Source organism: Allobosea sp. 10L422, from assembly GCF_056395345.1.
In genome coordinates this window covers 107,105-120,047 of record NZ_JBFTJI010000015.1, presented here as the reverse complement: position 1 = coordinate 120,047, position 12,943 = coordinate 107,105, and the positions used below count along the sequence as shown (strand labels likewise).

The window sequence follows — 12,943 nt, the reverse complement described above, 5'->3', positions numbered from 1 at the left end:
AGATAGACGCCGATGCGTGCCGCGATGCGGTTCCTTGCCTTGCCTGTCATCGCTGCGACGCTTTCGGCCGGAGCCCCCGCGCAGGCGGCGAGCTTCTCCTGCCGCGAGACGCCGATCGTGCGCTCGAACGCCACGCTCGCCTCGCTCTCCGCCAAGGTTGCGCAGGGCCAGTCTCTCGCGATCCTCGCCATCGGCTCCTCCTCGACGGAAGGCATCGGCGCCAGCGCCAAGGACAAGACCTATCCCGCGCGCCTGCAGGCGCTGCTCGCCAAAGCCTGGCCGAAGTCGCAGATCGAGATCGTCAATGCCGGCATCGGCGGCGAGACCGCACCGCAGACCCTCGCCCGCCTGAAGACCGCGCTGACCGCACGCAGCTACGACCTCGTGATCTGGCAGGTCGGCACCAACGACGCCGTCACCGGCGGCGATCTCGACGCCTTCAGGACGATGGTCGCCGACGGCATCGCGATGGTGCGCGAGGCCGGCCCGGCGCTCGCCATCCTCGATCCCCAGTACTTCCCCTCCTTTCGCGACCCACAGCGCTATGGCGCCTATGTCGAGGCGGTTGGTGATGTAGCCCGGCGCGAGGCCGTGCCCGTCTTCGCCCGCTATGCGGCGATGCGCGAATGGCACCGCACCGACGCCGAGGCCTTCAAGGCCGCGCTGTGGACGGACGGCTTCCATATGAGCGATACTGGCTATGACTGCCTCGCGCGCGACATGGCGAACGCCATGGTCGGCATGGCCGCTCCGTCGCACCAAGTCGTCGCGTCGTCGCGCTAAATCCCCGTCCGAGCCCTCATCCTGAGGAGCCATTCCGCGAGAAATGGAGTCTAGAGGGATGCTCCAGACGCCTCCGGGAGCTCCTGGAGCATCCTTCGAGACGCGGCTGCGCGGCTCCTCAGGATGAGGGCTGACACAATCAGCCGACAGCCGCATCGGCGCCCTCCCCGGCCGGATCAGCCTCGCCCTCGTCGCCATAGCCGACGAGGTGCAGCGGCCTAGCCTTCAGCCCAGCCGTGCCGCACCAGTGGACGAGGGCGTCGGCCTCGCCATGCGTCACCCAGATCTCGCCGGCTTCGACCTCGCGGATCGTCGCCAGCAGATCGTCCCAATCGGCATGGTCGGAAATAACGAGCGGCAGCTCGACACCCTTCTGGCGGGCCCGGGCTCGTATCCGCATCCAGCCCGAGGCGAAGGCGGTGACGGGATCGGGAAAACGGCGCGCCCAGAGATCCTGCGTCGCGCTCGGCGGGCAGAGGACAATCTCGCCGCCCAGCGTCTTGCGGTCGGTGTCGGCGACCATGCGGATCTCCCCGAGCGGAATGCCTTCGGACTGGTAGAACCCGGTGATCTTCTCGACGGCGCCGTGGATGTAGATCGGACGTTCGTAACCGGCCTCGCGGATCAGGGCCATGACGCGCTGCGCCTTCCCGAGCGAGTAGGCCCCGACGATATGCGTGCGCTCCGGGAAGAGGCTGACGGATTCGAGCAGCTTGGCCACCTCCCCCGCCGCAGGTGGATGGCGGAAGACCGGCAGGCCGAATGTCGCCTCGGTGATGAAGATATCGCAGGGCACGACCTCGAAGGGCGCGCAGGTCGGGTCGCGTTCGCGCTTGTAGTCGCCGGAGGCGACGATGCGGAGCCCCCGGCTCTCGACCGCGATCTGGGCGGAGCCGAGGACATGGCCTGCGGGGGCGAAGCGGAACTCGACCTCGCCCATGCGGATCGGCTCGCCGGGCACCGCCACCTGCTGCGAGCCGGCGAAGCCCTCGCCATAACGCAACGCCATGATGGCCAGTGTCTCGCGTGTCGCAAGCACGGCACCATGGCCGGCGCGGGCATGGTCGGAATGGCCGTGGGTGACGAGGGCCCGCGCCACGGGGCGGACGGGATCGATATGGACATCGGCCGGCGGGCAGTAGAGCCCCGCAGGCGTCGGCAGCAGCAATTCGGAAGGGCGCCAGCGGGCGCTTTGTCTGGCCAGCGTCATGCTCCTCGGCTAGACCCGCAATCATGACCGAAAAGGGCCAGACCACGTATTTCGCGAGTTCCGGCGACCCGGTGCTCGACCGCCGCTATGGCTGGGCCGAGGCTGCGCTGAAGGAGGGCGACGCGCAAGCCGCCGTCGAGATCCTCGACCAGACGCTGGCGCAGGCCTACCACTTCACCGCCGCCTGGCACCTCTACGGGCTGGCGCAGGAAGCCCTCGGCCACAAGGAGGACGCCGCCACGGCCTGGCGGCAATGCCTCGACCTGGACCCCAACGATCATTTCGGGGCGCGGCTCGACCTCGCCCGCATCGGAGCGATCCCGGCCGAACAGGCGACGTCCGAGAACTTCTCGGGCGCGCTCTTCGACGCCTATGCCGACCGTTTCGACAGCCATCTCACCGAGACCCTGCAATACAACGCCCCTGCCCTGCTGAAGGCGGCGCTCGTGCGCTGCTGCAGCAACGCCGGCCGGCCCTTCCGGTTCGACACGGTCTACGATCTCGGCTGCGGCACCGGGCTGATGGGCGAGGCGATCCACGAGCAAAGCGGCTTCATCGCCGGCTGCGATCTCTCGCCGCGCATGATCGAACGGGCGCGGGCCAAGATGGCTCCCGACGGGACGCCGCTCTACGACAAGCTCGCCGTCGCGGGGCTGACGAGCTTCCTGGCCAGCCGGCCGGACGCTTCCGCCGACCTCGTCGTCGCCGCCGATGTCTTCGTCTATCTCGGCGATCTCGCGCCCTGCTTCGCCCAGAGCGCGCGCGTGCTGGAGCCGGGCGGCCTGCTCGCCTTCACAGTGCAGACGCATCCCGGCGAGGGCGTGGTCGTGGGCGATGATCGAAGGTTCGCGCATGCGGAGGGCTGGCTGCGGCAGAGGCTGGATGAAGCAGGTCTTGTCCCGCTACTCGTCGAGCCCGCCAGCACGCGGCAGGATCGCGGAGCCCCCGTGCCGGGGCTGCTGGTCGTGGCGGAGCGGCGATAAGGGAAGGTTTGCTGCGGGGCGCCAACGGACCGCTCGCTTCGCACCTCGGCAGATTTCGGACGATGTCGAACGACAAGGCTCCGTAGAGTGCCTTGCGCGGATTACGGCCGCTCTCCGGTGATCTTCGCGCGTCCTTCATCCTTTGGCGGCTCAACCTCTCCGACGCGATCCGCGATCGCCATGAGCAGCATGGTCAGCGCAAAGCCCAACATGATCGCGATGAGCCATCCGAGCTTGATGCTATCCGCGCTGTTCTCGATATCCAGGAACCATTCGAGGACGTTCACCGCCGCGATCGCTACGATCGACGCAAGCAGCCTTTGCTTCAGGCCCGAAAATCCGACATTTGCCAGACTCATTGGCCATGCAGGGCGTTGCTGCACGTTGATCGGCGCCAAGAAATTCTCGTAGCTTGAGCAAATCACGATGACGATCAGGTTCGCCGTGAGGGCAATGTCGACCAGCTTCAAGCTGCCAACGATGATTTCGGACGGGTCGGAAATCTGTGCGCGCGTGAAAAATTCGAACAGCTTGATCGCGAAATTGAAGAGCAGCGCCGCGAGGGTGAGTATCAGACCGAGGAGAAATGGAGCAAGGAACCAACGGGAATTTGCGATGATGGCTTCAAGCGTCAAACGCAAGCGATCCATGACGAACTCCCTGCGGCTTCTGACCCCGGGCGGACTTCGCGAAGGCTCAAATTGCCAGAATTGCCCGGTCACGCCAATCACAAGGTGATTTGCGATGGAATGCGGCCGTCAGGGTCACCATGCTTGTCGCAGCGCCCACGAGCCCGCACGCTGCCAACAAAGATTTGGTACCCCGTGTGGCCGAGCGCTCTGAAAACAGACGCTCTCGACGCCCGGAATGGCCAGCCTGCCAAACTGCCCGACACCGGACCTTCCCCGAGCGCGCTCCGGGTCGGAAACGGACCTAAATGCCCATGATACTGAGCACGAAATTTGCAGCAAATAAAAGCGCAGACAAACCAGAAATAAATGTCTTCTTAGGCGTAAAGAGAGGGTCTTTTCGAAATCGCGGTAGCGGAATATTCCATACTGGAACGCGGAAGAATTGCGATGCCCACATTCCGCTGCACATCAAAACCGCTCCCAATCTGACGAAATGCATCGAATCGGACACTGAAATAAGATTAGCCAAGGTCAGTGCCAGTGCGGTCAGCGGCATTACCAGACCCAGCCATGCCAGTGCGCTGATCACCAGGAAGGAGGAAAAACCGCGCGAGGCTTGCATGGTTGTCTCATGAGGAGGTTAGCGACATGACGAGCAGCCAATCTGCCTGTGGGGCGAGTGTCTGCAACGGGACGGGAACTGCCGCCACGTTAGGGTTAGGACTTCGTCTGCGTTCGATACCTATGAGAAAACCAATAAGGAGCAAATATGGACAATGGGAACAGAAGGAACATAACCGCCCTTCCCAATTGATCGAACTGAGACGCGGCGCAGAAAAGCAATAATACCCAACCTAAGCCGCAGACCAAAAGAGAACGAAATACGACACTCCCGAGGGTATGGACGTCGCAGAAGAATTTCTCGATTGCATCCCAGATCGCAAGCACGTCGAGAACTCCATAAGTGTCGCTCGAAGCCTAGCCCGGAAGCGTAAACGAACAATTCTCCGCGATATGCTATATTCGCGGAACGCGTCACAGGCTGAGGCTTGATGACGTCAGCTACGGAGCGGAACCAGCCATTCCGACCTCTCTCAGTGAACCGGCGCCAGCTTCGCTGCCAGCAGCAGCGATAGCCTCTTTATTCCCCTTTCGTTCCCCCTCGCCTCGCCCTATCTTCGACCGGTATGGCCGCGCCCTCCCCGCTCCCTTCCGCCTTCGAGGCCTGGTTCGCCAGCCGCGGCTGGAGCGTGCGGCCGCATCAGCTCGCGCTGCTGGAAGAAGCCCGCGCCGGTCGCTCGACGCTCTTGGTCGCGCCGACCGGCGCCGGCAAGACGCTCGCCGGCTTCCTGCCCTCGCTGGTCGAACTCGCCGAACGCGACGGCAAGCATGACGGGCTGCACACGCTCTATATCTCGCCGCTGAAGGCGCTGGCCGTCGACATCGCCCGCAATCTCGAAGCACCCGTGCGCGAGATGGGGCTACCGATCACCATCGAGACGCGCACCGGCGACACCTCGGCGGCCAAGCGGGTGCGCCAGATCCAGCGCCCGCCCGACATTCTGCTGACGACGCCGGAGCAGCTCGCTCTGCTGGTCTCGCATCGCGACGCCGCGCCCTTCTTCTCCAACTTGCGTCGCATCGTGCTCGACGAGCTGCACGCGCTGGTCACCTCCAAGCGCGGCGATTTGCTTGCGCTCGATTTGGCGCGGCTCAAGGCGCTGGCGCCGCAAGTCTCCGCGGTCGGCCTCTCGGCGACGGTTCGCGAACCGGCCGATCTGCAACGCTATCTCGGCGGCAGCGAAACGCCGGCCGGGCTCGTCACCGTCGCGGGTGGCGCGAAGCCGCGCATCGGCATTCTCGACACTGAGCGGAACCTGCCGATCGCCGGCCACACCACGCTGCATGCGATGGCCGAGGTCTATCAGGCCATCCGCACGCACAAGCTGACGCTCGTCTTCGTCAACACGCGCATGCAGGCGGAATTCGCCTTCCAGGCGCTGTGGAACCTCAACGACGACAATCTGCCGATCGCGCTGCATCACGGCTCGCTCGACGCCCAGCAGCGCCGCAAGGTCGAGGCGGCGATGGCGGATGGGCGCCTCAAGGCCGTGGTCTGCACCGCGACGCTCGATCTCGGCATCGACTGGGGCGATGTCGACCTTGTCGTCAATCTCGGCGCACCGAAGGGCGCAAGCCGGCTGATCCAACGCATCGGCCGCTCCAACCACCGCATGGACGAGCCCTCGGAGGCGCTATTGGTGCCCTCCAACCGCTTCGAACTGCTGGAATGCCGCGCCGCGCTCGAAGCTGTCCACGAAGCCGCGCAGGACACGCCGCCCCCACGCATCGGCGCGCTCGACGTGCTCGCCCAACATGTCCTCGGCGTCGCCTGCTCCGATGGGTTCGAAGCCGATGCGCTCTACGAGGAGGTCCGGACCGCCTCCCCTTATGCCGGTCTCGCCCGCGACGATTTCGACGCCGTCGTCAATTTCGTCGCGACCGGCGGCTATGCGCTGAAGAGCTATGAGCGCTTCGCCAAACTCCGGCAGGACAAGGCCGGCCTGTGGCGCGCCAGCAATGCGCGCGTCATCCAGCAATACCGCATGAATGTCGGCACGATCGTCGAGGCGACGATGCTGAAGGTCCGGCTCGGCCGGGCAAGAGCGGGCAAGCCCGGCCAGAGCGGCACGATCACGCGCGGCGGCCGCGTGCTGGGCGAGATCGAGGAGTATTTCGCCGAAACCATGGTGGCGGGCGACACCTTCGTCTTCGCCGGGCAGGTGTTGCGCTTCGAGGGCATCGTCGAGAACGAGGCCGTCTGTTCACGCGCCGCCGCCGGCACCGATCCGAAGATCCCCTCCTATGACGGCGGCAAGTTCCCGCTCTCGACCTTTCTCGCTGCGCGCGTGCGCGCCATCCTGGCCTCGCCCAGTCTCTGGCATACGCTGCCGGAGGAGGTTTCAGCGTGGCTGCATGCGCAGAAGCGGAAATCGCGCCTGCCCAAGCCCGGCGAACTCCTGGTCGAGACATTTCCGCGCGGCGGGCGCTTCTATCTCGTCGCCTACCCGTTCGAGGGCCGCCTCGCCCATCAGACGCTCGGCATGCTGCTGACGCGGCGGCTGGAGCGCGCCCGGATGCGCCCGCTCGGCTTCGTCTGCAACGACTACGGCATGGCCTGCTGGACGCTCGCCGACATGTCGGCGGCGATCGCGCGCGGAGCGCTCAGCCTCGATGATTTGTTTGCACAGGACATGCTCGGCGACGACCTTGAAGACTGGCTGGCGGAATCAGCGCTGTTGAAGCGCACCTTCCGCTCCTGCGCGATCATCGGCGGGCTGATCGAGCGCCGCTTCCCCGGACAGGAGAAGAGCGGGCGGCAGGTGACGATCTCGACCGACCTCGTCTACGATGTGCTGCGCCGGCACGAGCCCGATCATATCCTGCTCAAGGCCACCCGCGCCGATGCGGCGACAGGCCTGCTCGACATTCGCCGTCTCGGTGAGATGCTGACACGGATCAGCGGGCGAATCGTGCATCAGCCGCTCGATCATGTCTCGCCGCTCGGCGTCTCGGTGATGCTCGAGATCGGGCGCGAGGCGGTGTTTGGCGAGGCGGCGGACGAGATCCTGGCGGAGGCGGAGGCGATGCTGACCGAAGAGGCGATGGCGTGACGGTTGCCGCTCCAGGGCTGGACAGGGCGCTGTCGAAGGCGAACGAAGCCTTCATGCTGGGCCGGCTCGCGATCGTGCCCGATCTCTCCGGCGCGCTCTGGCTGCCGGAGGAGCGCACGCTCGTCGTCGCCGACCTCCATCTCGAAAAGGGGTCCGCCTATGCGGCGCGCGGCGTGATGCTGCCCCCCTATGATTCGACCGCGACACTGACCGCCCTTGCCACGGTGGTACGGCGCCATCAGCCGGCGCGCCTCATCGCGCTCGGCGACAGCTTCCACGACCGCAAGGCCGAAGCCAGGCTCGCCCACGCAACGCTCGCCTCGCTGCGCGAATTGCAACGAGGCCGCGACTGGCTCTGGATCACCGGCAACCACGACCCGGCGATCAGCCACGCCATGGGCGGCAACAGCGCCGAGACGGTCATGCTGTCCGGCGTAACGCTCCGCCATGAGCCGGATAGCGCCGCGACCGGGCCGGAGATCGCCGGGCACCTCCACCCGACCGCGAAAGTGCGGCTGCGTGGACGGGCTTTGCGGCGCCGCTGCTTCGCCTTGTCGCCGCGCCGCTGCGTGATGCCGGCGATGGGCGCCTATGCCGGCGGTCTCAACCTGCGCGACATCGCATTCCGGCCCTTGTTCCGCGATGGCTTGAGCGCGCATCTCCTCGGCGACGGCCGGCTCTTCCGAATTGATCCACGGTTATTGTTGCCGGATTGAAAGAGCGGGTTGCGCCCGTCACCTGGTTGTGGCATCAGGGCGCCGCTTCGCAACGAAGCCGCGCCGCCAAACGCCTCCGGGCTAGCGTCGCGGGTTGGCTGACGATCCTGCTGCCGTAGCTCAGTGGTAGAGCACTCCCTTGGTAAGGGAGAGGTCGAGAGTTCGATCCTCTCTGGCAGCACCAGCCTGAAGCATCCGAAACTTCGGAAAATCGTTGCGCCGCCAGGGCTCGCCGGCCCGGCTTCGAGACGAACAGCGCTTCAAGCCGCCAAGCGCGAGCGCCCCAAGCTTCTTTCTCGACCACGGCAAACGCCGGGCGGAGCGCCGCGATTGCGGCGTCCTGGACCACAAGATGGCGCGGGCTCGCTGCGGACGGCACCTCGCCCTGCCTCCGGCAGCGCGCCCTGGCCTTGCTTGCGATGGAACCTGCTAGCCTGCCGCTGCCATGAGCTGAGCCGAAGGTATGTGGCAGCGGATGAAACCATCTGCCATGCGTTGAACTGGCGGGCGGCTTTGTGCGCATCGATCGTCGACCTGGCGCGGACAGCGGCCCGCCAAGGCGCATCCCTTGCCTTGCACAGCGACGGATTGGGGCATCGCCGGGGGCATCGGCCGATAGTCATCCCTGCGCAGATCCGGCGCGGCACGCAGCAGCATTTCCGTATAGGGGTGCCAGGGCGAGCTGAAGAGGGCGTCGGTCCGGCTGACCTGCATGAGTTCGCCGAGATAGAGGACGGCCACACGGTCGGCCAATTGGCGCACCACGGCCAGATCATGCGAGATGAACAGCATGGCAACGGCATGCTGCGCCTTCAAGGAGGCCAGCAGCTCAACAATCTTCGCCTGCACGGAAACGTCGAGCGCAGACAGAATCTCGTCGCAGATCAACAGCTGCGGCTTAACGAGCAATGCGCGCGCGATCGCAACGCGCTGGCGTTCGCCGCCGGACAATTGCTCGGGAAAGCGCTCCAGATAATTGGCGTGAAGACCGACGCTTTCCAGGGCGTTTTCGAGCGCCGCGGCATCGAAATCGATGCCGAAATGATCGAGCGGGCGCTCAAGGATGGCCCGAACCCTGCGGCGCGGGTTCAGCGATGCGTCCGGGTTCTGGAAAATGTACTGGATCTGCCGCAATTGCTCGCGTGAACGGCGGGACAGCCCCGGCTCCAGCTGTTCACCGGACAGGCATATCGACCCTGACAGGGGCGCCAATCGACCGCTGATGGCGCGAGCGATCGTCGACTTGCCGCTGCCGGATTCGCCGACCAGAGCCACGATCTCGCCGGCATTCAGCTCGATCTCGATCTCGCGCGCGGTGATTTTCTCCTCACCGCCGAACAGGGTTTTCAGCCAGCCGGGCCGTGCGTAGGAGAGCGTCAGATCCTGCAGCGACAGCAGATTGCCGGTCGCACTGCCGGCGCCGTCCGGGACCTTGCCGAGCCGCGGCGGCGGCGCGGGTGGCGCAAGCTCGTTCCAGCGCATGCAGGCCACGGCATGGCCGGCATCCACATTTCTGAGGGACTGAGGCGCCGAGCGGCACGCTTCAACGGCCGCATCGCAGCGCGGCTGGAACTTGCAGCCATCCGGCATCTGGTCGCGGCTCAACACTCCCTTGAGGCCTGTGGCGCCGAGAGTGGCGTGCCGGATCGTGGGTATGGAGGCGATCAGCCCCCGCGAATAGGGGTGCAGAGGCCGGGACAGCAGGGTTTCGCAACCGGCGGTCTCGACCAATCTGCCCGCATACATGACGCCGACCCGGTCGGCGATCTGGGCCAGCAGGGCAAGATCATGGGTAACATAGAGCATTGCCATGCCGATCCGGCGTCGGAGCGCTGACAGCAAGCCGACGATCTGACGCTGGGTCGTGACGTCCAGACCGGTCGTCGGTTCGTCCAGGACGAGAAGATCGGGATTGCAGGCGACCGCCATCGCGATGGTGACGCGCTGCTGCTGGCCGCCGGAGAGCTCGTGGGGATAGCGCCGGCCAACGTCCGGAAGCCCCACCAAGCCAAAGAGCTCCCGCAGCCGGTCGTCCATGGCGACATCGTCTGCCAGGGCCCGATGGGCCGAGATCATCTCGCGTATCTGCGATCCGATGCGCATGCCCGGGCTCAAGGCCGTGGTGGGGTTCTGCGGCACGAAGGCAATCCTTCGTCCGCGCAGTGCGGCCAGCGATGGCGCATCCAGCTGCAGCAGATCGGTCCCATCGAAAAGGACCCGGCCCGTCTGGACCCGGCTGCCGGGCGTCTGGTAGCCGAGCAGCCGATAGGCCACCGTCGACTTGCCCGAACCGGATTCTCCGACGAGCCCGAAGGCTTCTCCACGCGCAATGTCGAAGGAGACGCCTTCGACGACATTCGTCCATCCTGCCGGGCCCGCATAGGCGATCGACAGATTGTCGACGGCGATCAGCTTCGTCATGGTTCAGGCTCCAACCATCGGGCGCTGGCCGAGCATGCGCGACAGGCCATCGGTGAACAGATTGAGGCCGATGACCAGCGACGCGAGGCCGAGGCCGGGGCCGAACACCGTTGCGGGCGAAGCAATCAGGAGATTGCGATTTTCACTGATCATCAGCCCCCATTCGGGCGTGGGCGGCCTGATGCCGAAGCCCAGGAAGCCGAGCGCCCCGATGAGGATGGGCGCATAGCTCAGGCGCAACGAGAACTCGACCAAGAGGACGTTCGCGGCGTTGGGGAGGATTTCGCGCAGGACGATCGACCACAGGCCCTCGCCGCGAAGCTGGGCTATGGCGACATATTCGCGCGTGGCGATCTCCATCGCCGCCGCTCTGGCGATGCGGGCGATGCGAGGCGTGTAGACCAGGCCGACCACGAAGACGATCAAGAGCGGGTTTCCCGACAGGGACGGACCTGCGGCAATGATGACGACGAGCGCCAGGGCCAGAAACGGGATGCTGATCATCGCCTCGACAAGGCGTTGTGCGATCTCGTCGAACCAGCCTCCGACATAGCCGGAAACCAGGCCCAGGATCGTGCCGGCGACCATGCCGAGGATTGTGCCGGCGCAGGCGAGGAAGAGCACGATGTGGGCGCCGTACATGAACCGGCTGAAGACATCGCGCCCGATCTGATCGACCCCCATCGGATGCAGCCAGGACATGCCCGATAAGGGCATGCCCGTCGCCATCTCGGCATAGCCGAAGGGCGTCCACAGGGCGCCGACACAGGCGAACAGCAAATGGGCGGCGAGGATCGCCGTGCCGACCCGGAAGGCGCCGGGCGTGTCGCGCCAGCTCCAGCCGCCGATGCGCAGCGTCCGGCGTCCCTGGCGGCTATCGAGCCTGATGAATGTCATGAAGCTGTCCTCAAGCGGGGTTGCAGGAGGGTGGCGCCGAGATCCGCAAGCAGATTTGCGGTGATGTAGACGGCCGCGCTGATCAGCACCGTCGCCTTGATCAGCGGGATGTCGCGCAGTTGCAGGGCGTCGATCAGAAGCGTGCCGAAGCCGGGATAGGAGAACACCCGCTCCACGATGACGACGCCGCCGATCAGAAAGCCGAGATTGAGCGCGGTAACGTTCAAGGCCGGCACGATCGCATTCGGCAGGGCGTGGCGCCAAAGCACGGCACGCGGCCGCAGGCCCTTCAGCTCCGCCAGGCGGACATAATCGGAGCGCAGTACCTCGATCAGGCTGTCGCGCAGGACCCGGATTGCATAGCTGGCCATCATGATGGCCAGCGTGACAGCCGGCAGAACCATGGCGCGCAGCGTGTCCGCCCAGCTGCTGGTCTCCGATATCGTCGACAAGGCCGGCAGGATCGGCAATGCCACCGCGAAAACGAAGAGCAGGATGGTTGCCAGCAAGAAGTCCGGCAAGGACAGCAGCAGCAAGGTGATCACGGAGATCACATTATCGGCGATGCCGCCTCGCCGGGTCGCCTGGACGATGGCCGGGATGATCGCGAGCACGACATAGATGGCGAATGCGAGCGAGGACAGCAGCAGCGTGTTGACGATGCGCGGGGCCAACACGTCTGCGATCGGCCTGCCGGTGGCGAGCGAAGTTCCGAGATTGCCGTGCAGGAGATCGGTGAGCCAGGTCAGGTACCGGCTCCAGGCCGGCTCATCGAGATGCAATTGCTGGCGCAGCACGTCGAGCGCCTTCTGGGTGGCATCGCGCCCGAGAATGCGCGTGGCGGCGTCTCCCGGCAGGGCCTCCAGGATGAGGAAGATCAGGAGAGACACCAGCAACAAGGTGAAGACCGACAAGCAGACCCTGGCCCAGACGAGGCGAAGAACCTTCATGGCAGCGCGCTCCCCTTTGCTTTCTGCGGCGCGGGCGTGACGGACGATGCCGGCAGGAAGGCTGAATCGGTGTGCAGGTCGCCCTCCCAAACATAGAGCAGCACCAGGGGCCTGTCGGCGGACAATGTCGCGTGGGGGAGCCAGGAGGGGTGGTGAATGATCTCGCCGGCCTGCCGCTGGACCCAGGGCGAGACTCCCGCTTGCCAGAACGAAGGGCCGGTCAGGGGATAGTAGATTTCGTCGGCCGGGTGGTGGTGGAGCGGGTAATGCGTTCGTGGGCCGAGGAACATCAAGCCGAAGGCAATCTCGCTGTCCGTCAGCAGCGTGGGAGGCCCGTTCTGCGGGCCGCAGATGACGGCATAGCCGTAATTATCCGCAAAGCTCGAGCTGGGCGGTGCGGCGAGATAGCTGGGACTGCGCGTAACGTGGACAAAGGGCAAGAGGTCAAGGAGGGCCCTTGCCAGCGGCGAGCGATCGCCTTCGGCCATCAGTTCGGCTTCGCAGGCGGCCTGGATCGGCGTGCGTGCCCCCGGGACGCTGCGGCTCGTCGCCAGCTCCTCTGCCAGGTTCCGCAGGCGAGCGGCATGGGCCGAGGCCACCGGATGTTGCGGCTGATCGAGGCCATCCGCGAAGCGGAGCATGAATGTCTTCAAACGATTAAGCGGCATGAGAAGGCC

11 protein-coding genes and 1 tRNA gene are annotated in these 12,943 nt (G+C 65.6%); 5 read left to right on the top strand and 7 right to left on the bottom strand.

Features of this window, described 5'->3' with window-relative positions:
- Positions 1–12 precede the first annotated feature (12 nt).
- Complete coding sequence (locus AC1DEZ_RS23985; protein WP_441513671.1) at positions 13–783, top strand: SGNH/GDSL hydrolase family protein; 771 nt, start codon at positions 13–15, stop codon at positions 781–783.
- A 139-nt stretch (positions 784–922) separates the two neighbouring features.
- Here AC1DEZ_RS23985 and AC1DEZ_RS23980 read toward each other — a convergent pair whose 3' ends face one another.
- Complete coding sequence (locus AC1DEZ_RS23980) at positions 923–1,993, bottom strand: ligase-associated DNA damage response exonuclease (protein ID WP_441513670.1); 1,071 nt, start codon at positions 1,991–1,993, stop codon at positions 923–925.
- Positions 1,994–2,016: 23 nt separating this feature from the next.
- Between AC1DEZ_RS23980 and AC1DEZ_RS23975 the strand changes: the two genes are divergently transcribed.
- Positions 2,017–2,976 carry a class I SAM-dependent methyltransferase gene (locus AC1DEZ_RS23975; RefSeq protein WP_441513669.1) on the top strand — a complete coding sequence of 320 codons (960 nt, stop codon included), beginning with the start codon at positions 2,017–2,019 and terminating at the stop codon, positions 2,974–2,976.
- A gap of 101 nt (positions 2,977–3,077) precedes the next feature.
- Here the strand turns inward: AC1DEZ_RS23975 and AC1DEZ_RS23970 are convergent, their stop codons facing one another.
- Together AC1DEZ_RS23970 and AC1DEZ_RS23965 are read right to left on the bottom strand one after the other, a co-directional pair.
- Positions 3,078–3,626 (bottom strand): YqhA family protein, encoded by a 549-nt coding sequence (locus AC1DEZ_RS23970; RefSeq protein WP_441513668.1) that lies wholly within the window; start codon positions 3,624–3,626, stop codon positions 3,078–3,080.
- 283 nt (positions 3,627–3,909) lie between these two features.
- Positions 3,910–4,230 carry a hypothetical protein gene (locus AC1DEZ_RS23965; protein WP_441513667.1) on the bottom strand — a complete coding sequence of 107 codons (321 nt, stop codon included), beginning with the start codon at positions 4,228–4,230 and terminating at the stop codon, positions 3,910–3,912.
- 565 nt (positions 4,231–4,795) lie between these two features.
- Here AC1DEZ_RS23965 and AC1DEZ_RS23960 point away from each other — a divergent pair.
- From AC1DEZ_RS23960 to AC1DEZ_RS23950, 3 genes are all read left to right on the top strand, one after another.
- Complete coding sequence (locus AC1DEZ_RS23960; protein ID WP_441513666.1) at positions 4,796–7,282, top strand: ligase-associated DNA damage response DEXH box helicase; 2,487 nt, start codon at positions 4,796–4,798, stop codon at positions 7,280–7,282.
- A gap of 53 nt (positions 7,283–7,335) precedes the next feature.
- Entirely contained in the window at positions 7,336–7,998 is a 663-nt protein-coding gene (gene pdeM, locus AC1DEZ_RS23955; RefSeq protein ID WP_441513715.1) for a ligase-associated DNA damage response endonuclease PdeM, read from the top strand.
- Positions 7,999–8,107: 109 nt separating this feature from the next.
- Positions 8,108–8,182 (top strand) — tRNA-Thr (locus AC1DEZ_RS23950).
- 245 nt (positions 8,183–8,427) lie between these two features.
- Here the strand turns inward: AC1DEZ_RS23950 and AC1DEZ_RS23945 are convergent.
- From AC1DEZ_RS23945 to AC1DEZ_RS23930, 4 genes are read right to left on the bottom strand one after another with little or no spacing between them, the layout of a single operon-like run.
- Positions 8,428–10,419 carry a dipeptide ABC transporter ATP-binding protein gene (locus AC1DEZ_RS23945; RefSeq protein WP_441513665.1) on the bottom strand — a complete coding sequence of 664 codons (1,992 nt, stop codon included), beginning with the start codon at positions 10,417–10,419 and terminating at the stop codon, positions 8,428–8,430.
- 3 nt (positions 10,420–10,422) lie between these two features.
- Complete coding sequence (locus AC1DEZ_RS23940; RefSeq protein ID WP_441513664.1) at positions 10,423–11,316, bottom strand: ABC transporter permease; 894 nt, start codon at positions 11,314–11,316, stop codon at positions 10,423–10,425.
- Entirely contained in the window at positions 11,313–12,266 is a 954-nt protein-coding gene (locus AC1DEZ_RS23935; protein WP_476780899.1) for an ABC transporter permease, read from the bottom strand. Before AC1DEZ_RS23935 ends, AC1DEZ_RS23940 begins: the two co-directional genes overlap by 4 nt.
- Complete coding sequence (locus tag AC1DEZ_RS23930) at positions 12,263–12,907, bottom strand: dimethylsulfonioproprionate lyase family protein (protein ID WP_441513662.1); 645 nt, start codon at positions 12,905–12,907, stop codon at positions 12,263–12,265. The genes AC1DEZ_RS23935 and AC1DEZ_RS23930 overlap by 4 nt, the downstream gene beginning before the upstream one ends.
- Positions 12,908–12,943: the final 36 nt, after the last annotated feature.

Bases quoted from the DNA above. Each gene is read 5' to 3' on its own strand.
- AC1DEZ_RS23985 (WP_441513671.1), top strand. From the start codon at position 13: ATGCGTGCCGCGATGCGGTTCCTTGCCTTGCCTGTCATCGCTGCGACG.
- AC1DEZ_RS23980 (WP_441513670.1), bottom strand. From the start codon at position 1,993: ATGACGCTGGCCAGACAAAGCGCCCGCTGGCGCCCTTCCGAATTGCTG.
- AC1DEZ_RS23975 (WP_441513669.1), top strand. From the start codon at position 2,017: ATGACCGAAAAGGGCCAGACCACGTATTTCGCGAGTTCCGGCGACCCG.
- AC1DEZ_RS23970 (WP_441513668.1), bottom strand. From the start codon at position 3,626: ATGGATCGCTTGCGTTTGACGCTTGAAGCCATCATCGCAAATTCCCGT.
- AC1DEZ_RS23965 (WP_441513667.1), bottom strand. From the start codon at position 4,230: ATGCAAGCCTCGCGCGGTTTTTCCTCCTTCCTGGTGATCAGCGCACTG.
- AC1DEZ_RS23960 (WP_441513666.1), top strand. From the start codon at position 4,796: ATGGCCGCGCCCTCCCCGCTCCCTTCCGCCTTCGAGGCCTGGTTCGCC.
- pdeM (WP_441513715.1), top strand. From the start codon at position 7,336: ATGCTGGGCCGGCTCGCGATCGTGCCCGATCTCTCCGGCGCGCTCTGG.
- AC1DEZ_RS23945 (WP_441513665.1), bottom strand. From the start codon at position 10,419: ATGACGAAGCTGATCGCCGTCGACAATCTGTCGATCGCCTATGCGGGC.
- AC1DEZ_RS23940 (WP_441513664.1), bottom strand. From the start codon at position 11,316: ATGACATTCATCAGGCTCGATAGCCGCCAGGGACGCCGGACGCTGCGC.
- AC1DEZ_RS23935 (WP_476780899.1), bottom strand. From the start codon at position 12,266: ATGAAGGTTCTTCGCCTCGTCTGGGCCAGGGTCTGCTTGTCGGTCTTC.
- AC1DEZ_RS23930 (WP_441513662.1), bottom strand. From the start codon at position 12,907: ATGCTCCGCTTCGCGGATGGCCTCGATCAGCCGCAACATCCGGTGGCC.